General features: G+C 46.1%; 25 protein-coding genes. 7 read left to right on the top strand and 18 right to left on the bottom strand.

Annotated elements, in window-relative coordinates; translation table 11 throughout:
* Position 1: 1 nt before the first annotated feature.
* Positions 2-514, bottom strand: a complete 513-nt coding sequence (locus ICV36_RS01045) for a methylated-DNA--[protein]-cysteine S-methyltransferase (protein WP_215400712.1) — start codon at positions 512-514, stop codon at positions 2-4.
* Positions 515-633: 119 nt separating this feature from the next.
* Between ICV36_RS01045 and ICV36_RS01040 the strand changes: the two genes are divergently transcribed.
* From ICV36_RS01040 to zapD, 6 genes are read left to right on the top strand one after another with little or no spacing between them, the layout of a single operon-like run.
* Positions 634-1,926: an HlyC/CorC family transporter gene (locus ICV36_RS01040; RefSeq protein WP_215400711.1), complete on the top strand. Its 1,293-nt coding sequence runs from the start codon at positions 634-636 to the stop codon at positions 1,924-1,926.
* Positions 1,923-3,002, top strand: coding sequence for a GspE/PulE family protein (locus ICV36_RS01035; RefSeq protein ID WP_215400708.1), 1,080 nt, complete (start codon positions 1,923-1,925; stop codon positions 3,000-3,002). Before ICV36_RS01040 ends, ICV36_RS01035 begins: the two co-directional genes overlap by 4 nt.
* Complete coding sequence (locus ICV36_RS01030) at positions 2,993-4,039, top strand: type II secretion system F family protein (protein WP_215400707.1); 1,047 nt, start codon at positions 2,993-2,995, stop codon at positions 4,037-4,039. The genes ICV36_RS01035 and ICV36_RS01030 overlap by 10 nt, the downstream gene beginning before the upstream one ends.
* On the top strand, positions 4,039-4,539 hold the full coding sequence (locus tag ICV36_RS01025) for an A24 family peptidase (protein WP_215400705.1): 501 nt from the start codon (positions 4,039-4,041) through the stop codon (positions 4,537-4,539). Before ICV36_RS01030 ends, ICV36_RS01025 begins: the two co-directional genes overlap by 1 nt.
* Entirely contained in the window at positions 4,494-5,180 is a 687-nt protein-coding gene (gene coaE / locus ICV36_RS01020) for a dephospho-CoA kinase (RefSeq protein ID WP_371743205.1), read from the top strand. The genes ICV36_RS01025 and coaE overlap by 46 nt, the downstream gene beginning before the upstream one ends.
* Before the next feature lie 11 nt (positions 5,181-5,191).
* Positions 5,192-5,944, top strand: coding sequence for a cell division protein ZapD (zapD, locus tag ICV36_RS01015; RefSeq protein ID WP_215400704.1), 753 nt, complete (start codon positions 5,192-5,194; stop codon positions 5,942-5,944).
* Here the strand turns inward: zapD and ICV36_RS01010 are convergent.
* The 9 genes from ICV36_RS01010 to secA form a co-directional block, all read right to left on the bottom strand.
* Positions 5,941-6,357 (bottom strand): NUDIX domain-containing protein, encoded by a 417-nt coding sequence (locus ICV36_RS01010; RefSeq protein ID WP_215400703.1) that lies wholly within the window; start codon positions 6,355-6,357, stop codon positions 5,941-5,943. The genes zapD and ICV36_RS01010 overlap by 4 nt on opposite strands.
* Positions 6,358-6,369: 12 nt before the next feature.
* Complete coding sequence (locus ICV36_RS01005) at positions 6,370-7,227, bottom strand: ATP-binding protein (RefSeq protein WP_215400702.1); 858 nt, start codon at positions 7,225-7,227, stop codon at positions 6,370-6,372.
* Between the two features lie 15 nt (positions 7,228-7,242).
* Positions 7,243-8,478 (bottom strand): bifunctional glutamate N-acetyltransferase/amino-acid acetyltransferase ArgJ, encoded by a 1,236-nt coding sequence (argJ, locus tag ICV36_RS01000; RefSeq protein WP_215400701.1) that lies wholly within the window; start codon positions 8,476-8,478, stop codon positions 7,243-7,245.
* Positions 8,479-8,516: 38 nt separating this feature from the next.
* On the bottom strand, positions 8,517-8,813 hold the full coding sequence (locus tag ICV36_RS00995; protein WP_215400699.1) for a hypothetical protein: 297 nt from the start codon (positions 8,811-8,813) through the stop codon (positions 8,517-8,519).
* A gap of 14 nt (positions 8,814-8,827) precedes the next feature.
* On the bottom strand, positions 8,828-9,082 hold the full coding sequence (locus ICV36_RS00990; RefSeq protein WP_215400698.1) for a MoaD/ThiS family protein: 255 nt from the start codon (positions 9,080-9,082) through the stop codon (positions 8,828-8,830).
* A gap of 9 nt (positions 9,083-9,091) precedes the next feature.
* Positions 9,092-10,351, bottom strand: a complete 1,260-nt coding sequence (locus ICV36_RS00985) for an NAD(P)/FAD-dependent oxidoreductase (RefSeq protein ID WP_215400697.1) — start codon at positions 10,349-10,351, stop codon at positions 9,092-9,094.
* Between the two features lie 8 nt (positions 10,352-10,359).
* Positions 10,360-12,207: an aldehyde ferredoxin oxidoreductase family protein gene (locus tag ICV36_RS00980; RefSeq protein ID WP_215400696.1), complete on the bottom strand. Its 1,848-nt coding sequence runs from the start codon at positions 12,205-12,207 to the stop codon at positions 10,360-10,362.
* A gap of 21 nt (positions 12,208-12,228) precedes the next feature.
* Positions 12,229-12,705, bottom strand: a complete 477-nt coding sequence (locus ICV36_RS00975; protein ID WP_215400695.1) for a 4Fe-4S dicluster domain-containing protein — start codon at positions 12,703-12,705, stop codon at positions 12,229-12,231.
* A 160-nt stretch (positions 12,706-12,865) separates the two neighbouring features.
* Positions 12,866-15,631 carry a preprotein translocase subunit SecA gene (gene secA, locus ICV36_RS00970; protein WP_215400693.1) on the bottom strand — a complete coding sequence of 922 codons (2,766 nt, stop codon included), beginning with the start codon at positions 15,629-15,631 and terminating at the stop codon, positions 12,866-12,868.
* Between the two features lie 24 nt (positions 15,632-15,655).
* Here secA and ICV36_RS00965 point away from each other — a divergent pair, with 24 nt between their 5' ends.
* Entirely contained in the window at positions 15,656-16,183 is a 528-nt protein-coding gene (locus ICV36_RS00965) for a hypothetical protein (protein ID WP_251375036.1), read from the top strand.
* A gap of 31 nt (positions 16,184-16,214) precedes the next feature.
* On the opposite strand, the gene lpxC is transcribed toward ICV36_RS00965, so the two are convergent.
* From lpxC to murG, 8 genes are all read right to left on the bottom strand, one after another.
* Complete coding sequence (gene lpxC / locus ICV36_RS00960) at positions 16,215-17,129, bottom strand: UDP-3-O-acyl-N-acetylglucosamine deacetylase (protein WP_215400692.1); 915 nt, start codon at positions 17,127-17,129, stop codon at positions 16,215-16,217.
* A gap of 48 nt (positions 17,130-17,177) precedes the next feature.
* Entirely contained in the window at positions 17,178-17,678 is a 501-nt protein-coding gene (locus tag ICV36_RS00955) for a peroxiredoxin (RefSeq protein WP_215400691.1), read from the bottom strand.
* 112 nt (positions 17,679-17,790) lie between these two features.
* Positions 17,791-19,128, bottom strand: coding sequence for a cell division protein FtsZ (ftsZ, locus tag ICV36_RS00950; RefSeq protein WP_215400690.1), 1,338 nt, complete (start codon positions 19,126-19,128; stop codon positions 17,791-17,793).
* A gap of 60 nt (positions 19,129-19,188) precedes the next feature.
* Positions 19,189-20,418, bottom strand: coding sequence for a cell division protein FtsA (gene ftsA, locus ICV36_RS00945; protein WP_215321364.1), 1,230 nt, complete (start codon positions 20,416-20,418; stop codon positions 19,189-19,191).
* 9 nt (positions 20,419-20,427) lie between these two features.
* Entirely contained in the window at positions 20,428-21,285 is an 858-nt protein-coding gene (locus tag ICV36_RS00940; RefSeq protein WP_215400689.1) for a cell division protein FtsQ/DivIB, read from the bottom strand.
* Complete coding sequence (locus ICV36_RS00935; RefSeq protein ID WP_215400688.1) at positions 21,282-22,295, bottom strand: D-alanine--D-alanine ligase; 1,014 nt, start codon at positions 22,293-22,295, stop codon at positions 21,282-21,284. Before ICV36_RS00935 ends, ICV36_RS00940 begins: the two co-directional genes overlap by 4 nt.
* Complete coding sequence (murC, locus tag ICV36_RS00930; protein ID WP_215400687.1) at positions 22,288-23,724, bottom strand: UDP-N-acetylmuramate--L-alanine ligase; 1,437 nt, start codon at positions 23,722-23,724, stop codon at positions 22,288-22,290. The genes ICV36_RS00935 and murC overlap by 8 nt, the downstream gene beginning before the upstream one ends.
* Positions 23,721-24,770, bottom strand: a complete 1,050-nt coding sequence (murG, locus tag ICV36_RS00925; protein WP_215401509.1) for an undecaprenyldiphospho-muramoylpentapeptide beta-N-acetylglucosaminyltransferase — start codon at positions 24,768-24,770, stop codon at positions 23,721-23,723. Before murG ends, murC begins: the two co-directional genes overlap by 4 nt.
* Between the last annotated feature and the right edge of the window lie 10 nt (positions 24,771-24,780).

Genomic DNA, 24,780 nt, shown 5'->3' with positions numbered 1-24,780 from the left:
ACTACAAAGCGCCTTCATGCTTTAATAGCCAGAGCTTAATTTGGCGGTATAGACCAGGAGAGTTTTCCTTCATAAATCCACCAATTCCTTGCGCCGATACCACGCGATGACAGGGTGAAATTAAAGGGTAGGGATTGGCACCACACGCTGTACCCACTGCACGCGCCCCACTCTTAATCTTTTTAGCGACTTCACCATAGGTTTTGGTTTTACCTGGAGGTATATCTTGAATACTGGACCATACTTTGCGCTGGTGCTCGGTACCAACGGGTTTGGTAGGCAAATCAAATTGCCAATGGGGGTCCTTGAAGTACGCTTTACACTGTCGCGCAATCTCCTTTGCCAGTTGGTTCTTTGGTGCTACTAAGACCGTATTTGCAGGCAAATAATCAATTCTGGAAAGCATTAAGCTGCCCTCCACCAATTCCGTCGAAATTCCTAAACACCCGAAAGGCGCGGCAATAACGCAGTAGCTAGCACTATTTGGGTTAGATGAGGTGGATGAGGAGGACATATCAAGTAATTCTCACATAAATACACAAGGAGAGATGACAGGCGTTTATTTCCTGGGTATGGCTTGCGAAATGCCACTTTGCTATATTGACTCATCCTTACTTTTTTCAGGTAGACCTCATGGACAACTTTTTTGACGATTGGCCCTTTTACGGTCAAGTTGCTCTAGTCCTATTTTTACTGGCACTTTCAGGCTTTTTCTCGATGGCGGAGACCAGCATGCTGTCTTCCAATCGCCATCGTTTACGAGCTATGGCCAATAGCGGGAATGCTGGTGCGGCGCTAGCTGAAAGACTTTTAAAACGAATTGACTCCTTGTTATCGGTGTTATTAATTTCCAATAATTTGATCAATACCGTTTTACCTATCCTCGTCACGGGTATTGCCCTGCATCTATTTGGCGACAGTGGTCTAGTACTTTCTATTGCCACTTTGGTAGTAGCGCTTCTCATCATCATCTTTAGCGAAATAACCCCCAAGGTCATTGGTGCGGCATTCCCAGAAAAAATCGCCTCTAATGTCGGTTGGTTCATTTTGCCCCTGACCTTCCTACTCAAGCCACTACTGTGGTTTATCAATAACTTCGTCTCTGGTCTGATGAAAGTATCTGGCCTGCAATCCTCTTCTGATAGCAGGGCCATGAGCAAAGAAGAGTTGCGCAGTCTAGTGCTGGAATCGAATCGCTTTGCCTCTAATCATCATCGCAATATTCTCCTGAATCTTTTCAACCTAGAAAATATTACGGTCGATGATGTCATGACACCAAGATCTAAGATTGAGGTTCTCGATCTTTCAAGGCCAATTGATGAGGTGGTGCAGCAATTAGAAACTTGCTATCACAATAAATTACCGGTTTGTGACGGCGACTCTGAACGCATCATCGGCATTCTGTCTGTCAAGAAGGCCTTATCTTTATTGGGTGACACCGACCTAAAGCATGAAGACTTTAGATCTCTAGTCAATGAACCTTATTTCATTCCAAGTGGCACACCGGTTTTGCAGCAAATGCAATTTTTTCAAGATAACCAACAACGCTTAAGTTTGGTTGTAAATGAATATGGCGAAGTTCTCGGCTTAGTGACCTTTGAGGATATTGTTGAAGAGCTCATTGGAGAATTCACCACCTCTTTCTCCAACCTCTCAACCGACCCTCGCTGGCTTGCTGATGGCACCTATCTTGCAACAGGTAGTGCGTCGTTGCGAGATTTGAATCGCCTCCTCAATCTCAATCTTCCATTAGATGGTCCACGCACATTGAACGGGCTCATCCTGGAAAAACTCGAGGCGATTCCGGATCATGATGTCAGCATTCGTATTGCCGGTATCGTGATGGAAATCATTCAATTTGATGAGCAAGGCGTTAAAACTGTAAAACTCTATCGCCCTGCCACCCTAAGTCAAGAACAAGATTGAGCGTTGTCACCGATGACTCGCTAATCATTCGCACTTGGTATGAAATCGCCGCTCATGCTTTAGATGCCAGAGCGAGCGATATTCACATAGAAGCTGGGCCATTAGCCACAGTCACCCGCATTCGGGTGGATGGTCTTTTGCAAGTGCAATCGCATTACCCAATTGAATTGCATGATCGTCTCATCACGCGCATCAAAATTCTTGCACGCTTGGATATTGCAGAGAAACGCCTTCCACAAGACGGACGGCTTTGCATTGGCCATGACTTCTGCAAACCTAATATCGATTGCCGCATTTCAATTTTGCCAACCCTTCATGGAGAAAAAGCGGTTATTCGCATCTTGCCAAGTTGTGTTAATGATCTTGATCTTCAGGAGCTTGGCCTTCACCCAGAGCAGCTAGAGGTATTTCAACAAGCTCTATCCCAATCCAGCGGTCTTATCTTGGTTACAGGACCAACAGGAAGTGGCAAGACTCGGACGCTTTATAGCTGCCTGCGTCAACTCAATCAGGACCATCGCAACCTTTGCTCTATCGAGGACCCCATTGAAATTCGTCTTGCAGGAGTGAACCAGGTGGCCTATCACCCAAGGGCTGGATTAGATTTTCCGACCATCATCCGCGCCCTACTTCGACAGGACCCCGATGTCATCATGATTGGAGAAATACGAGATAGCGCCACCGCTCAGCTCGCCATTCAGGCGGCACAAACTGGACATCTCGTTCTCAGCACCTTGCATACTCGAAATGCTTATGGTGCAGTTCCCAGACTTAAAAATTTAGGGATCGATCAGGAATCTCTCGAGTCATGCCTCTTAAGTGTTAGCTCTCAACGCTTAGTTCGGAAGGTTTGCTCTAAATGTATCGGACAAAATGCAGTAGCTGGGTCTCAATGTTCAGCGTGCAAAGGCAGTAGATGTTTTGGGCGCATTGGTGTTCATGAGGTGTTGAATAAAGATCATTTATTCAACCCGTCCCATTCGCCTATGAGCATGCGAGACGCAGGATTACTTCACATACATGCGGGGCTTATTAATCCAACAGATTTAGATGCAGAAGTAGGCACATGGCATTAAGTAAGCAGGAACAACTCCATTTTGCTGAGCAACTCTTAACGCTGATAGAGGCTGGTCTTCCCCTTCTAAATGCGATTGAGTTAATTTACTCAAGTGCTCCAAAAGCTTGGCATCCTTGGTTGAATAGCATCTGTATACGACTTAAAAAAGGCGAGAGCCTTTCTCAATGCCTAAGAGAGCAAAAAAGTACATTCTCAATGGAGTTCACTAACCTTATTTGCGTTAGCGAAAGAACTGGCGATTTTAATTTGGCACTGAAAACGATTTGTCAACAACTTGAGGCCCAGATTGAATTGCGTCGCAAAATTCAACAAGCGCTAAGCTACCCCATCATCACCCTAGGGAGCTCATGCGTTTTAGTGCTAGTCATGATGATTTGGGTTGTACCAGTGTTTAAGGATGTTTTTGCACATTTTCAAGCAGAGTTACCAGCTCCCACAAAGCTATTAATTCAAGCATCATCTTGGTTTGAAGAGTTTTATATTGCTATTGCCATAAGTCTAGCTGGCTGCATTGCTATCTTTGGTCTTGCGTGGATAAAGCTGCCCAGACTACAAAAATATTGCGATCGCTTGAGCTTCTCTATACCGATGATTGGTCAGCTACTGCGATTAGCAACGCTTACCTACTGGTGTCGAACGCTAGGTCATCTTCTTAAATCTGGCCTACCTCTTCCGGATGCGCTCAGAGTCACTGCACAATCATCCAACCATTGGCTGAGCCATGATTGCAGTGCAGAGATATTTAAACACTTGACCCGCGGCTGGCCACTTGGCGATGCAATAACAAAAGCAGATCCCAGGTACAAACTGTTTGATCTAGAAACATTACAGCTATTACGAATCGCATCAGAAAGTGGCGCACTCCCTGAAATGCTAGAAAGGCGCGCATTAGTATTGGGCTCTCAATTAAGTAGTCGATTAAATACCTTAAGTCAAAGCCTAGAACCTTTATTAATTATGATTGTTGGACTAGTAATCGGCAGTCTAGTCATAATCTTGTATCTTCCCATCTTTAACTTAGGACAGATTGTTTAATGGGTAATCTTGCTTTGCTCGACTGGGTTCAAATATGCCTGATATTGACCCTAATGTATTTGGCCTACATTGATTTGCGCACCTTTCGATTGCCCGATGTCATCACATACCCCCTCATTCTGTCCGGCCTCATGTTTAGTGGTTTTTCTAAGCTGGGGTTTATCTCCTTTCAGGACTCCGTTATCGGGGCAGCCTTAGGCTACTCCGCTCTTCGGCTTCTCAACCTTCTGTATCGTCTAGTTAAAAAGCAAGATGGAGTTGGCATGGGAGATGCCAAGTTACTAGCAGCATTAGGCGCCTGGTTTGGCTGGTATAGCTTACCCAGCATTCTGCTCATAGCATCCCTATCTGGATTGATAGGGGGTTTTATTTGGCTGCAATGGAATAAACAAAGTCATCACTCTGCATTTCCATTTGGCCCTTTTCTTGCCTTTGCTGGCATCATTGAGTTGTTATGGCCTCAGACTCTACAAACCCTTCTGCTCAGCAAGCTAGCTTAGGCATCCTAAAAGGGCATGTGCCCTTTGTTGGTCTTACCGGTGGCATTGGCTCAGGAAAAACAGCCGTCAGCGATCAGCTGGCTCAATTGGGTGCAGGCGTAGTAGACACCGATCTCATCGCCCATCAGATTACCGCTCCAAACGGGGCAGCAATCCCCTTCATAGAAAAACAGTTTGGGTCCGACTTTATTGACTCCAGCGGGGCGCTTGATAGAGTAAAGATGCGTAGTCTAGTATTTGCCAACCCCGAGGCAAGAAAATCCCTAGAGACGATTACCCACCCCCTCATTCGGGAAGAAACAGTTCGGCAAGCCAAGAAGCTAATAGAAGAAAAGGTGCCTTACCTTGTTTTTGTGGTGCCCTTACTAATCGAATCTGGAAATTGGTTATCCCTACTGGATTACCTCGTAGTGGTCGACTGTTCGGAAGAGACCCAGATTGAGAGAGTGGTGCACCGCAGCAAATTGCCTCGAAATGAAGTCGAGAGAATTCTTGGTGCACAAGCCAGTCGGCAGGAGCGCATTGCCCATGCGGATATGGTGATTGAAAATCAAGGCAGTTTGGACTACTTACAGACTCAGGTTTTGGAGTTGCACCAAAAAATCCTGCAGATTGAGAAAGATCGCACCAGTTCGTCATAGAATATGGGCTTGTGATTGTCTACGAATACCCCTTCAATGAATTAGTTCGAAGCATGCTTCGACTGGAGTATTTGTTCGCCCGCTTCAATCACTTTGTTCGCTCTGATGATCCTGAGTTACATCACAATGCCATCTCTATTTTGTTCGATCTGGGGGATATTGGTGCACGTGGTGATATCAAGTCCCTCTTACTCAAAGAGTTTGAACGTCAAAAATACGCACTCAATGGCTTAAAATCGTCACAAAAAGTGGATCAAGAGGCACTCGCACAAACGCTATCTGAGATTGATGCCGTTGCTAGCAGCATCAATCATTCTGCAGGTAGACCCAACTCAGTCATTACCGAAAGTGAATGGTTAAATGCCATTCGTACTCGATTAAATATTCCAGGCGGCACTAGCCCGATTGATTTACCAAGCTACCATGCATGGAAAAATAGCCCCACACTCGAGCGTCGTGAATTACTTGAAAAATACATTGGTCCGCTCTTGCCATGGCAAGAAGCATGTCAATTATTTTTACGCTTACTTCGTCAATCAGGCGAAGCAAAAGATGTCATTGCGCACAATGGTTCATTTCAGCAAGCACCCTCTGGCAAGGTGTATCAGTTAATGCGCATTGCCGTTGAAGACGATACTTTATTCTCAGAGATTAGCGCCAATAAATATTTACTCTCCGTGCGCTTTTTAAAGTCCGAGCGAGACAAAAAAGCACAGTTGGTAAATGCCGATGTGCCATTCAAAATAACCCTCTGTCAACTTTAAGTTAAAAGGCTTCTAAGCCTTTCTAGCATTGGCCAGGCGGCCGGCAATAACGGCTCAACACTTGGCTTTTCAGCAGCGAGCAACTCCCACGATAAAGCTTGATTCTCACAACCCATGGGATCACCCTTCCAGGCGCGAATGATGCTGACATGCAAGCGCACATAGGCATGCGGATAGTCATGCTCTAGAACAGTCAGTTCTTCGCTAGATAGAATTTCTATACCAAGTTCTTCTTGTAATTCACGCTTAAGCGCTTCGAAAACGGTTTCCCCTTTTTCGATTTTTCCACCGGGCACTTCCCAGTAGCCCGCATAGGGTTTGCCATCGGGTCTTTGCCCTAAGAGATAGCGACCTTGATCATCAAGCAATATGCCAGCAGCCACTTCAGTCACCGGGCGCTTAATTTCATTCATGAATGCAATGACTTAGTTTTTTGATCCAGCCCAATGCTTAGCAAATTGCCAAGCAACGCGCCCTGAACGTGAGCCACGCTCCAAAGCCCAAACTAAAGCTTCTGAACGTGCTGCATCAATTTGTGCGGCACTCAAACCAAAATGCTGTAACCAATGTGCCACGATCGCCAAATACTCATCCTGCTTTGGCGGATAGAAAGATAACCAGAGCCCAAAACGTTCTGATAAAGAAATCTTCTCCTCTACCACTTCGCCAGGATGAATTTCACCATCATCACTATGTGTATAACCTTCGTTATCTTTCATGTACTCAGGCAGCAAATGACGGCGATTTGAGGTGGCGTAAATCAAAATATTGTCCACCTGAGCAGATACTGAGCCATCTAAAGCCGATTTCATGGCCTTGTATCCGGATTCACCGTCCTCAAACGATAAATCGTCACAAAAAATGATGAAGCGCTCTGGTCGCTCAGCCAGTAAATCGGTGATGTCAGCCAAATCAGCCAAATGCTCCTTTTCAACCTCAACCAGGCGTAGGCCTTGGCTAGCAAATTCATGCAAACTTGCCTTGATAAGGGAGGATTTTCCAGTGCCTCTTGCCCCAGTAAGCAAAATATTATTGGCTGGCTTTTTTTGAATAAAGTTTTTCGTGTTATCGCGTATCGCATCACGCTGACGGTCGATATTCTGCAGATCTTCGAAGGTGATGTCAGAGACGTGCTTCACTGGTTGTAAAAAACCAATACTGCCAAAAATACTATCGCGCCGACGCCATCTAAATGCAGTGGAAGATTTCCACTGCTCCTCCGTTAGAGGTTTGGGTAAAAAAGTATCAAGATGGTCTAAAAGACGATCTAATTTTTCATTCATATTTCTAACTGTCTTTTATGAGCGATAGTCTGCATTAATAGATACATAGTCATGAGATAAGTCACATGTCCACATGGTTTGTGAAGCACTGCCACGGCCTAAGTCAATCTTGACGGTAATTTCTGGAGCCTGCATAACACGCTGGCCATCAGCCTCTTGATAATCGGGATTGCGCCCCCCATTTTTTGCAACCCAAACGTCGCCAAGCCACATCTGTACGCGGTTCACGTCTAAATCAGCAATACCCGCATAACCAATAGCGGCAAGAATACGGCCCAGATTGGGGTCGCTGGCGAAGAAGGCGGTTTTTACCAAAGGTGAATGCGCAACAGCCTTAGCCACCAAACGACACTCCTCAGCCGTCTTGCCACCAACCACTTCAATAGTCATGAATTTAGTAGCTCCCTCGCCATCACGCACGATCATTTGCGCCAGCTTACGAGCTAATGAAATTAATGCATCTTTCAAGATTGCATAACTAGGGTCATCCACAGATTGAATTTGTACCGACGACTGACCCGTCGCCATGATGATGAAAGAATCATTAGTCGATGTATCACCGTCAATGGTGATGGCATTGAATGAGAGATCGGCGATTTCGCGAGTGAGATTACCCAAGAGGCCTGGAGCAAATCCAGCATCAGTTGCGATAAAGCCCAACATGGTTGCCATATTGGGATGAATCATGCCTGCGCCTTTACAGATGCCAGTGATAGTGACTGCACCGCCAGGTGTTTCAACAGTAACAGATGTCGCTTTAGGCTGAGTATCGGTAGTCATGATGGCTTCAGCTGCATCAAACCAATTATCTTCCCCTAAATTTGCTACAGCTTTTGGTAAGGCAGAAATAATCTTCTCGATCGGAAGCGGCTCCAAAATCACGCCTGTTGAAAACGGCAAAATCTGCTCTGGATTGATCTTGAGATCTTTTGCCAAAGCTGCACAGGTTTCTAAGGCATGCTTCATACCTGGCTCACCTGTACCAGCATTGGCGTTCCCTGTATTCACAACAAGGGCTCGAATTTCCCCATTACGACCTTCTTGCGCCAAATGTTCGCGGCAAACTTGCACAGGTGCAGCGCAAAAACGATTTAAAGTAAATACACCGGCCACCTGAGAACCAGGGGCTAGCTTCATCACCAATAAATCTTTGCGATTTGCTTTCTTAATTCCAGCTTCAGCGATGCCCATTTCAAAACCTTTAACAGGCTTGAGATCGGATTTTTGGGGGAGGGGTAGATTAACTGTCATATTAAAACTCTGTAAATAAATTTGGAGTGGGTTTTAAGCTAACCCCCACCTCTACGAGTATAAAGATCAAAACGCTCCATGATGCGCTCACACTCTAATGAGTCTAAATTTTTAGCAAATATGAACTTTAAACTTAATACTGGAATGGATAAGAGGGCTATTTTGCGTGGAGGCCTAGTGACCCCCACAATCTCTATTAAAGGGCTTTCTGAGTGACGCAACTCAATACCATCAACATAAAGACTGGTTTGGGCATCAAAATTTCTCATTGCCATAGGTAGCCAGCGCACCAAGTCATCAATGGAGCACCCCATCTCCCTGGTCACTTCAGCCATTTTGCGGCAACAAATTAACCCCCAGCAACAGGCGGGCAGATGGCTAAAGCGTCATTTTCCTTGAGGACATGCTCATCGCGCTGGTCTGGCTTAATGTACACCCCATTTACCATTACCAAGTGAGCTGATTTGCTGGGGATATTAAAGCGCACAATCATGTCGCCAATAGTGCTACCTTCAGCAACTTCAATATCTGCTTCTATGCCATTTTTCTTATTGGAGGGTAAGTAGTTTGCTAGACTAGCAAACAGCTTGAGGGTAATTTGCATATCTCAAGCTTAATTCATCCAAGTCGATTGCGCTTGACCTTGAGCTAAATAAGCCTCCGTTGCCTTGGTGGGCTCTTCCAATAAAGTCTTTTTCCACTTTCCTAAAGCAACTTTCCCTTGAATCAACCCCCTCAATACACCTATGTGCTCTGTATTACCTACGCAGGTGGCGCCCACCAATACATCGCCCAAGAATTCAAGTCGCAAATATTTATAACGATCTAAATCAATATCCTCAACATAATCCCCGCCTTTAGCGCCTGACCAAAGGCCAAAAGAAGTAGAGATCAATCCCAGCGTATCTAATATGTTGATTTGTAGAGCGCCCAAGCTTTGGGTTTGACCGCCAGACATATTGATCGCAGCAATTCTGGCTTGCTCGACTGCATTTGGCTGAATGGCATTTACGATTCTATGGCCCGTCGAAAAATCAATACTTTCAGTAACGTCGCCAGCAGCATAAATATCCGAATGAGAAGTCCGCATACAGTCATCTACTAGTACACCAACCTCAAGTGCAAGGCCAGAAGAATTCAGATACTCAATATTAGGCTTTACGCCAGTCGCAGAAATTACTAAGTCAACCTCCAAAGATTTTCCATTGGAAAGTTTGACACTTAATCCATTGCTGGTCTGAGCGATACCCTCAACCTTGGTTTCCGTGTAAACCTGAACACCTTTTTGCTCAACCCATTTTTTAATCATGCCGCCAGCTACGGGGGTCATCATTCTCGGAACCATACGATCACCCATCTCGACGACAGTGAGCTCAACTTTTCTGCTGGCTAGAGCCTCTAAAATAATGCAACCAATAAAACCTGCGCCCATTTGTAAAACACGTGAACCTGGCTTTGCCAATTTGGTGATGCTACGAGCATCCTCTAGAGTCCAACAAAAATGAACGCCTGGAAGTTCAATGCCTGGAATTGGAGGCCGCACAGGTACTGAGCCTGTTGCAATCAGCAATTTATCGTATTCGATCTGACCACCCCCACCTTCAAGTGCCAGTTTTTTAGCCTTTGGATCCAAGGAAACAGCCTTGCCACGTATCTGCTGTATTTTTAATTTTTCAAAATAATCTGGTTCTTTTCGCAAATACGTACCAGACTCTTGAATATTGCCCATTAATAAATAGGGAATAGCCATACGAGAATAGGGAGGCGCATCCTCGCATCCGATCATGACAATTTCATCATCAGGCGAACGCTTTCTGAGTGTTTCCGCAGCAATGACTCCAGCTGGGCCATTACCTAAAATGACATGCTTCATGGGGCGAATCAAAGTCCTAAGCGTTTTAAAGTTTCTTCACTTGGGCGACCTTCTTTATCCCAACCGCGAATCTTGTAGTACTCCGGTAGCATAGTATCTAGTCCACTGACCGTTCCTTTGCCAGGACCCGTCTTTGCCGCTTCTGTCATTAAACGTTTTGGCAACTTATCGTCTTTACTCGTAAAGCCAGCGCGATTATTAAAGTCACGCTCCATATTCCAGATACGCTCACCAATGGTAGTTAAATTTTCCACAGTAAATTCATCGCCACAGGCGGCTTGCAATTGAGGAGCTACGTCCGCAAGTGTCCAAGCAAAACTCGTAAAGATGCAAATACCGGCAGAATCAAACGCAGCAGTGGCATCTTGGAAAGCCTTCACTAATTCAGGCTTGCCTTGCGTATCAGCAGGCTCTGTTTTCACTGGAATACCCAATACTTCAGAGGCAATGGTGTAACCACGCAAGTGACAAGCACCTCGATTAGATGTGGCATATGCCAAACCAATTCCTTGAATTACACGACCGTCATAAGCCGGGAACTCTTGCCCCTTCACGCTCATTGACAGGTCTGGATGTCCATACTTTTTAGTAAGGCGTGCTGAACCTTGACCAAGTTCCTTACCAAACCCAATACCGTTAGCGGTAATTTCAGCAAAATAACTCAGCGCCTTTGCTGAACCAAACGGGGCCTCAATTCCGAGCTGCTCTTTCGTTAAAACGCCCATCTCATAAAGCTCCATGACAGCGCCAACTGTAGCCCCGAATGAAATTGGATCAAAGCCATCTTCATTACACAGCATGTTGGCAAACTGCAATGCCTCAAGATCATTCACTCCATTTGCCGCACCAAGTGCCCAGGCCGCTTCATACTCCAAGCCCCCACTTGCGCCAAAATACTGCGGCTTGTTTTCAACAGTGAAATGCGTTTCATCAATCTTAGAAATTCGACCGCATGCAATAGTGCAGGCAAAGCAAGCTTGGTTGGTTACTAAATGGGCTTTGCCATCGCTTGCACGCGGGGTAGCCATTGCTTCAGCAGAAATATCTTTAGCACCATCAAACTGAACATCCTGGTGATTTCGAGTTGGCAATCCACCAACCTCGTTAATCACATTCATTAATACTTGGGTGCCATAGGTTGGCAATCCTTGACCAGTCACTGCATTTCCAGCCAACACTGCTTTGGCAGCTGAAGTTGCCGCCATAAATGCTTTTGGATCCCGAATATTACCCACACCCTGAGTTCCTCTAACAGCAATCGCCTTCAGGTTCTTGCTTCCCATTACCGCACCTACACCTGATCTACCGGCAGCTCTATGTAAATCATTTACAACAGCTGCATAGAGCACTTGATTTTCTCCAGCGCGACCAATACAGGACACCCTAATTTGCGGATCCTGATGTTTCGATTTAATGGCTGGCTCAGTTTCCCAAACGGTTTTACCCCAAAGATCAGTAGCGTCAATTAACTCCGCCCTATCATTCTCAATAAATAAGTAAACAGGTTTTGGAGACTTTCCCTCAAAAATTACCATATCCCAGCCCGCCATCTTGAGTTCAGCACCCCAATAACCACCAGAGTTTGAACATGCAATTGCGCCGGTCAACGGACCCTTAGTTACCACGGTATAGCGTCCACCAGTTGAAGCCATAGTTCCTGTTAAGGGCCCTGTTGCCCAGATAATCTTGTTATCTGGAGATAGCGGATCTACCTTGGGATCAAGCTCTTCGACTAAATATTTCGAAGCCAGGCCGCGCGAACCCAGATACTCTTTGGCCCACTGCATATTGATTGGTTCAGATTGGCAAGTTCCCTTGCTTAAATTAACGCGTAGTAGTTTTCCAGCCCATGACATGATATTTTTTCCTATGCTTAATTAGTTTGCGCCAGATTGATTGCCGAGCTTATCTGCCCATTCGCGCATCTTGTCTAGACCAGTCCAATCTGCATCTACATAGGTAATCGCTTGCGTTGGACATGCTGTAGCGCAAGCAGGATCACCTCCACATAAATCACACTTTTGCACCTTGCCAGTCTCTTGAACATAATTAATAGTTCCAAAAGGACAGGAAATGGTGCAGACCTTGCATCCAACACAGGTATCTTCTGAAACCACCTTGGCGCCAGTAACTAAATCTACTCGAATCGCATCTACTGGACATGCTTGAAGACACCATGCTTCAGCACACTGAGTACAGGTATAGGGAACCTTTTTTCCAGTCAAATGAAACTCAAATACCTTAATTCTTGACTTAGAGGTATTAAAAACACCGTAGTTCTCATAACTACAGGCCATTTCACACTGAAGACATCCAGTACATTTGTCTGCGTTAATGTGCAGGGACTTTTGCATGCCGATTCCTTTTGCGTATAAATGCAATTCTTTGCATATAAGCACTGATAATCTTCGAAATCAATTCATGTAGATAGCTAGGGAAAGCCCTAAATTTAGAGTGTCTTTCTAAAAGAAAGGGGGCTCAAGGCCCCCGTCATCAATTTCTTTAAAACTGAACCTACGATAACGCACCGCAACAATTCTTATACTTCTTACCACTGCCGCAAGTACAAGGATCATTACGACCAACCTTTGGGCCTGTGCGCAGAGGAGCCGGCTGAATATCAATCGCAGCACCACGATCACCCGTTGATCCAGCTACTTCTCTCTCTGGATCAGCATGCTGATATTGAACCTCAGAAAGCTTAGCCAAATCATCGTTCATCGATTCAGAAGCTTGATCCAACTCGCTTGCACTTCGAATCTGGACTGTCATGATGCTTTTCACAACATCATTTTTAATGACGTTTAGCAATTCACCATAAAGCTCGAATGCCTCACGACGATACTCTTGCTTAGGATCTTTTTGCGCATATCCGCGCAAATGAATACCTTGACGCAAATGATCCAAGGCCGCTAAATGCTCACGCCAATGACTATCTAAGCTATACAGGAGAACTGAGCGCTCAAAACTAGCAAAGGATTCGCGACCAGAGAGCTCAACCTTGGCATCATAGGCATCTTTTGCCGCCTGCAATACACGCTCAACGATTTCTCCGTCGTCAACAGTCTGAGCATTCTCAACCCATTTTCTTAGGTCAATTACAAGCCCCCACTCGCTAGCAAGTACATTTTCTAAACCGGCTAAGTCCCACTGCTCCTCCATAGACTCCAAGGGAACATAGACTGAGCAAACAGAGCGCAAAACGTCTTCGCGCAAATTGGCAATTAAGTCCCCAATATCAGCACTCTCCAGCACTTCATTTCTGAGACGATAGGTTTCTTTACGCTGGTCATTAGCAACGTTGTCATACTCCAGCAATTGCTTGCGAATATCAAAGTTACGGCCTTCAACCTTGCGCTGCGCAGACTCGATCGAACGAGTCACCATGCCAGCTTCAATCGGCTCACCGTCTGGCATCTTGAGGCGATCCATAACGGCACGCAAACGATCGCCCGCAAAAATACGCAGAAGCGCATCATCCAAAGAAAGGTAGAAACGAGAGGATCCCGGATCGCCCTGACGACCAGAGCGACCTCTGAGCTGGTTATCGATACGACGGCTCTCGTGGCGTTCTGTGCCGATGATATGCAAACCGCCCGCTGCTAGAACTTGATCATGAATGCCCTGCCACTCATCCTGCAACTGCTTAATTTTGGCTGCTTTTTCCGCATCAGAAAGCGAACTATCTGCTTCAATCAAAGAGGATTGCTTGCCCACATTGCCACCCAAGACAATATCGGTACCCCGACCCGCCATATTGGTAGCGATCGTGATCATTTTTGGACGGCCAGCTTGGGCAATAATTTCAGCTTCGCGAGCATGCTGTTTTGCATTCAAAACTTGGTGTGGCAACTTACGCTGATCTAACAGTTGCGCAATTAACTCGGAGTTCTCAATTGAAGTGGTGCCGACCAATACGGGCTGGCCACGCTCATAACAATCTTGAATATCTTTAATGACCGCATCATAGCGCTCACGAGAAGACTTGTAGATCTGATCTTGCTTATCTTTTCTTTGGCTAATGCGATTTGGAGGAATTACAACTGTTTCTAAGTTGTAGATCTCCTTAAATTCATATGCCTCAGTATCAGCAGTACCAGTCATACCGGCCAACTTACCGTACATGCGGAAATAGTTCTGGAAAGTAATCGTAGCTAAAGTTTGATTCTCATTCTGAATCTGCACCTTCTCTTTAGCTTCAACTGCCTGATGCAGCCCATCAGACCAGCGGCGGCCTTGCATTAAACGGCCAGTAAATTCATCCACGATGATGACTTCGCCATTCTGTACAACGTAATGCTGGTCACGGTGATAAAGAGAATGTGCACGCAGAGCTGCATATACGTGATGCATCAAGGTGATATTTTGTGGCGCATAAAGCGAGTCGCCATCATTGAGTGCGCCCAACTGTACCAATACAGCCTCAGCCTTATCATGACCTTGCTCAGTCAAATAAACCTGTTGAGACTTCTCATCAACCCAGTAGTCACCTGGCTTCTCAACGCCAGTGCCATCAGCCTTCTCTTCGCCAATTTGACGTTCCAAGTGCGAAGGCAATGCATTAATCTTGACGTAAAGATCGGTGTGATCTTCCGCCTGACCAGAAATGATTAATGGTGTACGAGCTTCATCAATCAGAATGGAGTCAACCTCATCAACGATTGCATAAGCTAAGCCACGCTGAACTCGCTGACCCAAATCCTGAACCATGTTGTCGCGCAAGTAGTCGAAACCAAATTCGTTATTGGTACCGTAAGTGATGTCGGCAGCATAGGCTTCTTGCTTAGTGGTGTGATCCATTTGGGATAAATTCACGCCCACCTTCATGCCCAAGAAGTTATATAACTTAGACATCCACTCAGCGTCACGCTGTGCCAAATAATCATTCACAGTGACAACATGCACACCTTTGCCGGTTAATGCATTTAAGTAGACCGGCAGAGTAGCGGTTAAGGTTTTTCCTTCGCCGGTACCCATCTCGGCAATTTTGCCGTGATGCAAAGCCAAACCACCAAGCATCTGTGCATCAAAATGACGCATCTTCATCACGCGAACACTGGCCTCTCGCACCACTGCAAAGGCTTCCGCAGCAATGTCGTCCAAGGACTCTCCCGCAGCCAGACGAGCTCTGAATTCCGCAGTTTTGGCAGCAAGTGCAGCATCATCCAAAGATTGCAGGCTCGCCTCAAAAGCGCCGACCTTGGCAACGACTTTGCGATACTGTTTTAAGAGGCGGTCGTTACGACTGCCGACCAGGGTTTTAAGAAGACCGATTACCATGGGATATTGAAGAAAATTAAGACCTTGAGTTTATCACCCGCAACCCCATTTTTTATGAACTTTGCCCCTAAACCATCCCGCAAGCACAAGGCTCAAGACTGGTTGGATTACCTAAGAGAATCCAACGGACTTGGCGGAATTTTGGCAAAAACAGAGGACTTAGCAAAACTCAAGATAGCCCTGAACTCAGCACTGACAAGGCTCGACCTGGGTCATTTGAGCCAAAAGATAGAGGCTGGATGGCATTCTGGCTCACAAGATGAGCTTTTTTTACTGGTCAATAGCGCTAGCATTGCTACTCGCCTACAACAAATATTACCTAGCTTAATCAATGAGTTAGCTAAATCTGGGCTTTACTGTAAGACTATCAAAGTGCGAGTCAAACCGGCTCCGCCCGCCTGGGAGGTTAAGCCACGCCAAAATCAGCGCGAAAAGCCAAAAGGACTTAATGAAGTGGCCAAAAAGTCCTGGGAGTCATTATTGGAGCAGTTGGGTCCAGACTCAGGCTTGCGATCCTCCATCGAGAAGCTGCTTAAAAACAAACCGAAGTAGGTAAATACATCTTCGGAGCACTGCAGCTGCACTAGAAAAAGAGGGGTTGGCTTTCTTGAGAGTAGGCTATCGGAGCCTTATTTTCAGCAAAAGCGCTGATTTCGTAAGAGCTTGGGTCTTCCAAAAGCTTACGTAAAAGTGCGTTATTGAGAGCATGACCTGACTTCTCGGCAACATAAGCCCCAACAATCGGATGACCAATCAAGTACAAGTCGCCGATTGCATCAAGAATTTTATGACGCACAAATTCATCTTCATAACGAAGCTCTTCATTATTTAAGATGCGGTGCTCATCTAAAACAATCGCATTATCTAAACTTCCACCGCGTGCTAAACCCATTTCACGTAATGCCTCTACTTCGTGAGCAAAGCCAAATGTGCGAGCACGACCAATCTCACTGCGGTAGGCTTGTTCCGCAAAATCTACTACAAACCGTTGACCCGTTTTATCCACAGCTGGATGCTTGAAGTCAATTGTGAAATCTAGCTTAAATCCAAAGAAGGGCTCTAGACGCGCAAGCTTGTCGCCCTCACGAACCTCTACAGGTTTTTTAATGACTACAAATTGACGCGGTGCCTCTTGTTCAGCAATCCCTGCAGATTCAATTAAGAATAAAAATGAGGCGGCACTACCATCCATGATGGGGACTTCTTCGCCATCCAACTCAATTAATAAGTTATCCAAACCGAGACCAGCGCAGGCTGATAGCAAGTGCTCCACAGTGGAAACACGCACGCCATCTTTCTGAATGACAGAAGCTAGTCTTGTATCACAAACGGCTAAGGCCGTTGCGGGAACAACCGACTGCTCGGGTGTGTCAACCCTAACAAACTGAACCCCTGAATTTACTGGTGCTGACTTAATAGAAATCGTCACCTTGCGACCAGAGTGCAAGCCAATCCCCACGGTTTTTACCGGAGTGGCGATAGTGCGTTGCTTCATCATATGTGGCTATCTAAATTCAGGGGATATTCGTTATATAAATAATTCGATTTACAGCTTTTTCAAAATTGAAGCGGCATCGCTAACTTCAAACTTGCCAGGAGCTTCGCGATCCAATGACTTCACTACACCATCTTCAATAATCATGGCATAACGATCAGAACGCACACCAAATCCACGAGCAGTTAAATCTAACTCCAAACCAAGCTTTTTGGTGAACTCGGCACTACCGTCACCTAACATGCGGATTTTTTTACCAACTTTTTGATCACGTCCCCATGCACCCATCACAAATGGATCATTTACAGAAACGCACCAAATCTCATCAACACCTTTTGCTTTAATAGCATCGTAGCGCTCAACATATCCAGGCACATGCTTAGCAGAACAAGTTGGCGTAAAAGCGCCAGGCAATGCAAACAACACAATCTTTTTGCCAGCTGCCATTTTTTCTACTTCAAAAGCATTTGGCCCTAAGGAGCAACCCTCGCTCTCTTCATCCATAAATTCGTAAAGAGTAGCGTTCGGTAATTTTTGTCCAACAGCAATCATGACATCTCCAATAAGTAATTGTTAGTAAGCATGCCAACGCAAGCGCGGGATTCGTCGTCCGGAGGGGCGCCGCGCTGGCATTTTGCAATTACCTATTGTATTAAGCAGTCAATTAATCCGCTTGCTTACGCAAAAAGGCTGGGATTTCATAATAATCAGCCCCTTTATCCAACATGGATTTAGCTTGCGGAGAGCTATCCGCACCTAATGTAGGCGCAGGAGTCGCCTCACGAGAGCTACGAAAAACACGTGGCAAATCGTATTGACTGTAATCAACACCAGTGCTTGCTGGCTGAGCCGCCGCTGGAGCACTACCAACACCAGTCATCGCTAAACCTGCGCTAGTTCCCAATGCAGAATCCATGCTTACCTTACTGATTGCAGCTGATGGGCTTGCAGGGGCAAAACTATTGAGATCAGCCATTGTTGGCATTGCATCATGAGTACCAGTAGCTTGTCTCCAAACTACTTCTGGCTGGTTGTTTTTACGAGCCTGAGGATTATTCAAACCAGTAGCAACTACAGTTACACGTAATGCATCACCTAAGCTTTCGTCATAAACAGTACCGAAGATGACCGTTGCATCATCCGCAGCGTAGCCACGAATCGCAGCCATGACTTCACGAGTCTCAGACAACTTCAATGAACGGCTTGCAGTAATGTTTACCAATACGCCACGTGCGCCAGATAGATCAACACCTTCGAGCAATGGTGAAGCAACTGCAGCCTCAGCAGCCAAACGTGCACGATCCATACCAGAAACAGTTGCTGTTCCCATCATGGCTTTACCTTGCTCGCCCATCACGGTCTTAACGTCTTCAAAGTCAACGTTAATCAAACCCTGAACATTGATGATTTCTGCAATACCAGAAACTGCGTTATGCAATACGTCATCGGCACAAGCAAATGCTTTGTCGAACTCAGCATCTTCGCCCATTACTTCAAAGAGTTTTTCATTAAGCACGACAATGAGTGAATCTACATAGGATTCAAGTTCGGTAGCGCCATTCTCTGCAACCTTCAAACGCTTAACACCCTCAAAATCAAATGGCTTACTGATCACGCCTACAGTAAGAATGCCCATTTCTTTAGCTACTTGAGCCACGATTGGGGCTGCACCCGTTCCAGTGCCACCACCCATACCTGCAGTAATGAATACCATATGCGCGCCCTGCAATGTATCCGCAATGCGTGCACGCGCTTCTTCAGCAGAAGCCGCACCAATTTCTGGTTTAGCGCCAGCACCTAACCCGCTAGAGCCCAGTTGCAAATTCACAGATGCCTCAGAACGCTGTAAAGCGCCAGCATCGGTGTTCATGCAAATGAACTCTACGCCGTTAACACCACGACGGATCATGTGCTGGACAGCATTACCACCTGCACCACCAACTCCAACCACTTTAATAATGGTTTTGCCAGCTGTTTCTTGATCTAACATTTCAAATTCCATATACCCTCCTAGGTAAAAACGTACTACGTTGACGACGACGAAAAAAACTAAAAAAATTACTTAAAAATTTCCTGCAAACCATTCCTTCATGCGCGAAATCACACCTTGCAATGCGCCTGATTGAGAAACACGACGGCCACGCAATAACTGCGCTTGACCTTCCATCAGCAAACCAATGCTGGTGGCATATCTGGGACTGCGTAATACCTCATGAAGATGGCCTCGATACTCCGGGGTACCAATGCGCGCCGGCCTTAAGAAGACCTGTTCAGCTAACTCGACCATGCCTGGCATTAATGCAGTACCACCGGTTAGCACAATTCCAGAAGAAACCATATCTTCATAGCCAGAATCACGCACTACGCCTCTTACTAAGGTAAACAACTCTTCAACGCGTGGCTCAATGACTGCAGCTAATGCTTGTTTAGACATTGGGCGTGGCTCACGATCACCCACACCAGGAACATCAATCATTGCAGTAGGGTCAGCCATTTCTTGACGGGCAATGCCGTGCGCAATCTTCAAATCTTCAGCGTCAATCGTTGGTGTGCGTAACGCCATCGCAATATCATTGGTAATTTGATCGCCTGCAATAGGAATCACCGCAGTATGACGAATTGAGCCCTGGCAATAAATTGCGATGTCAGTTGTACCGCCACCAATGTCTACCAATACAACGCCAAGCTCTTTCTCGTCTTCAGTAAGCACTGCCAAACTTGAGGCCAAAGGCTGCAAGATCAAGTCATTTACTTCGAGACCGCAACGACGCACACACTTCACAATATTTTGCGCAGCACTTACAGCGCCAGTAACAATATGAACCTTCACCTCTAAGCGAAGTCCACTCATACCAATAGGCTCACGCACATCTTCCTGTCCATCGATAATGAATTCTTGAACCAGAATGTGCAAAATCTGTTGATCCGTTGGGATATTGATTGCTTTTGCTGTCTCGAGTACACGCTCAACATCTCCAGAGCCAACTTCTTTATCGCGGATAGCAACCATACCGCTGGAGTTAAAACTCACAATGTGATTACCCGCAATGCCGGTGAAGACTTGTACGATCTGGCGATCAGCCATTACCTCGGCCTCTTCAAGCGCCTTTTGAATGGATTGAACAGTTGCCTCAATATTGACGACAACGCCCTTCTTTAATCCCTTTGATGCAGTTTGACCAACACCAACCACGTTGAATTGACCATCAGGAGCTAATTCAGCAACCAAGGCAACCACCTTGGAAGTACCAATATCCAATCCAACCAAAATATCGCGATTGTCTTTACTCATTACCATTCCTCATTGCTTCAGCTTACTTTTTTTAGCGTCTACTTCATTCCTTTTCAAACTTGCAGAAGCAAGATGAACTGCGAAACCATTTGCATAGCGCAAGTCGACTGCGTCAACTCTGTTGGCCCACTTCTCTTGTACTTGGGGCCAATACTTAAACAAGCGTGCAACCCGCTCTTCCGTTAAATTTTTGTCAGAGCTCTCTTCATCACGCCCAAACTCAACCTTCATGCCGTTTGAAAGCCTTACATGCCATGCATAGCGCTCAGTCAAAGCTAGACTAGTGACTTCTGCGCCCCATGGCTTAAACCAATTGTTGGCTTTTTCATAAAGACTCATCACCTCTTTGCCGGCATCTGCAGGACCAGAGAAATCCACCAGACGTAGATCATCACTTACCTCGGATACGCGACCAGTAAACAGTTCACCATGGCTATTCATGAGGGTATGACTATCAGCTCCACCCCATGTTCCAAAAGGTTTTTGCTCTTCAATGCTTACTACCAAGCCATTTGGCCAAACCCGACGAACATTGGCATGCCGCACCCACGGCATGCTTTCAAAACCACGCTTCACATCTTCTAAGCGAACGCTAAAGAAGTTGCCTTGTACTGTCTCCAAAACCTGCTGCTTCACAATCGGCTTATTAATATGCTTCAAAGTTTGTCCTGCAATGGGCTCTATTTGAATCTGTTTCAAAGCAAATACAGGGCGTTGACTTAGCCAAACCAAAATACCAATGACTAACATCACTACAAAGCAACGGATCAAGAAGCGGCTCAATTTCTCCATGCGATCAGAATGATTCCAAAGTGGAGCCATCAACATAGAGAAAATTTCACCGAAGCGGTCCATGAAGTTGCTCATGCAGGGACGCCCTCTTTTTGGTGCAATGTTTGACTGAGCAGCCACAGCACCAAGTCTGCATATTCAATACCAGCAGCTTTGGCAGCCATAGGCACCAAAGAGTGAGAAGTCATACCTGGTGAGGTATTCATCTCCAGCAAATAAGGCTTGCCCGTCTTTTGATCGAGCATCACATCAGCACGACCCCAAGTACGGCAACCCAAGGCCTTGTATGCCGCTAGAGCCAATTCCTGAACTGCGGTATTTACCTCTGGCGCTAATCCAGTTGGGCATAAATACTGAGTTTCATCGGAGAAGTACTTATTATGAAAATCGTAGTTCGCTTGCGGCGGAATAATTTTGATTACGGGTAATGCCTCAGCTGTTTTACCTTGACCCACCAGCGGGCAAGTCAATTCATCGCCAATGATGCAGGTTTCTGCAATGACTTTTTTGTCTAAGCCAGCGGCAAGTTTGTATGCGGCCGGCAACTCATCCACTGATTTGACTTTGGTTAACCCCAAAGATGAACCTTCATGAGCAGGCTTAACAATTAGCGGCAAGCCCAAATGGTTCACCACTGCATTCCAGTCGCTATCAGCAGTTAACTCTTCATATTTAGGAGTGGCGAGTCCACTGCTAATCCAGACCTGCTTTGTAACAATCTTGTCGATCGCCAAAGCAGAGGCCAATACACCACTACCTGTATAAGGCAGCCCCAATAATTCAAGCAAACCCTGAATAGTTCCGTCCTCACCAAAGCGACCGTGAAGAGAGATAAAAATACGATCGAAATTTTCTTTAGCCAATTCGGTTGGGCAACGTAAACCAGTATCGAAGGCATGGGCGTCGACCCCTTTTGATCGCAACGCATCCAAAACACCATTACCTGACATGAGAGAAATTTCTCTTTCGCCAGATTTACCGCCGAGCAAAACGCCAACACGACCCAATGACTTGAGATCTAGGCTAGATAAGCTAGCCTTCACGCGATCACCCCAAGTGCTCAAATTAAAACCTACCTCAGACATGCTTTGCCTCCGACAGCGTATATGGCAAAGCAGAAATTGAACCTGCGCCCATCGTAATTAATACATCCCCATCTTGTAGAACTTGACTCAATTTTTCTGGCATCTCAGCAATATTTGCAGCATAAGCAACTGCGCCTGAATTTAATAAAGCCTTGGAATTTTTATCTTCTGCAATAGCGGCCTTCATTAAGCTCTTACCATCTGCCCCCGGAATTTTTGCTTCGCCCGCTGGATAGACGTCTGTCAACACTAAGGCATCAAAGCTTCGAAGGACCTGCACAAACTCACCGAAGCAATCACGTGTTCTCGTGAAGCGGTGCGGTTGGAATGCCAGCACCAAGCGACGATCTGGGTATGCTCCCCTAGCTGCGGCTAAGGTTGCCGCCATTTCTACAGGATGGTGTCCATAATCATCAATCAAAGTAAAGCTACCACCCGACGCCAATGGAACTTCGCCATAGCGCTGAAAGCGACGACCTACTCCGCCAAATTCTGAGAGGGCCTTAGTAATGGCATCATCACTCACACCCAACTCAGTAGCGATGCTAATAGCCGCCAAAGCGTTACGGACATTATGTAAGCCCGGTAAGTTCAGTGTGACATTTAGAGGGCCTGGCTTATTACCGTGTCTGCGCACGGTGCGGCGATCCACTGTGAAATGCATCCGTGTGCCATCTGCACGTACATTGCTTGCGCGAATATCTGCATCTTCTGATAAGCCATAACGAAGTACTGGCTGAGACACAAATGGAATGATGTCGCGCACATTTGCATCATCGATGCACAGCACTGCAACACCATAGAAAGGCATACGCTGAATAAACTGTACAAATGCTTGCTTTAGGCGCGCCATATCATGCTGATAGGTATCCATATGATCAGCATCGATATTGGTTACCACTTCCATCGCTGGAAATAATTGCAAGAAAGAAGCATCGGATTCATCTGCTTCAACAACAATAAAGTCGCCGCGCCCTAAGCGAGCATTAGCGCCAGCTGAATTGAGTTTGCCGCCAATCACAAATGTCGGATCTAGACCGCCCTCAGCCAAAACTGACGCAACTAAGCTAGTGGTGGTTGTTTTGCCATGGGTGCCAGCGATTGCAATACCTTGCTTGAGGCGCATCAACTCACCCAACATCACAGCACGCTGAATCACTGGAATCTTTGCAGCACGTGCAGCCAAGACCTCAGGATTATTGCCAGCAACTGCAGTTGAAATGACAACCGCCTCAGCAGTGCCGATGTTCTTGGGGTCATGCCCAATATGAATAACAGCGCCCAACTCTCTCAGACGCTTGGTAACTACTCCATCAGCCAGATCAGACCCGGAAACTTGATATCCCAAATTCAAAAGCACTTCTGCAATGCCGCTCATACCAGCGCCACCGATACCAATGAAGTGAATTTGTTGAACGATATGTTTCATATACCGACCCCCGCACAATCAGCACACACTTCAGCCACTCGCTGGGTAGCGTGCGGCTTTGCTAAAGCATGAGCACGCAATGCCATCTCTTTTAAGTCCGCGCGATTGAAGTTTTGAATCATCAATGCCAAATCCTGTGGGTTCAGCAATGGCTGTGGCAATAAAACTGCCGCATCGGCATCTGATAAAAACCGCGCATTAGCAGTTTGATGATCATCAATTGCATGAGGAAATGGAATCAAGCAAGAAGCAACTCCACAAGCAGCTATTTCTGAGACTGTCATAGCGCCAGAACGACAAATGACTAAATCTGCCTGTGAATACGCTGCTGGCATGTCATCAATAAATGGACGAATATCCGCATCTACTCCAGCATCCGCATATCTTTTTTGGAGATCTGCCAAATGCTTATCACCCGCCTGGTGAATCACTTTTGGCCGTGACTCAGCCGGAATCAATGCTAAAGCGGCAGGAATGTTTTCGTTTAATGCCGCAGCTCCCAGGCTGCCGCCTACTACTAAAATTGAAAGAGGTCCTTGGCGCTGCTCATAACGCTCTGCAGGCGTCAGCATGTGATCAAACTCTTCGCGAATCGGATTACCAACCCACTCTGCATTTGGCATCGTATTGGGAAATCCAGTCAAAGTACGCATGGCAATTTTGCTCAAGGCACGATTCGCACTACCTGCAACTGAATTCGCTTCATGCAATACCAAAGGACGCTTCAAGAACTTACTCATCAATCCGCCTGGGAAAGTGATGTAACCACCCATTCCTAAAACTACATTGGGTTTTACACGGCGCATGATCTTCCAGCTCTGAAAGCAAGCCCGCATGAGGTTTATCGGCAACATTAACTTGGCTTTTAATCCCTTGCCACGCAGACCACCAAACTCAACTGCCTCAAATGGAAACTCACAAGACTTCACAAGGCGATACTCCATGCCCGCTTGATTTCCCAACCAAGAGACATTCCAACCGCAAATCCGCAAATATTCAGCGACAGCAAGGCCTGGGAAGATATGCCCACCAGTGCCACCAGCCATCACAAGAATT

The sequence above is a fragment of the Polynucleobacter sp. MWH-UH35A genome, from assembly GCF_018687075.1.
Classification (GTDB): Bacteria; Pseudomonadota; Gammaproteobacteria; order Burkholderiales; family Burkholderiaceae; genus Polynucleobacter.
The sequence above is the reverse complement of the archived record's forward strand: the minus strand, read 5'-3'. Positions and strand labels throughout refer to the sequence as shown.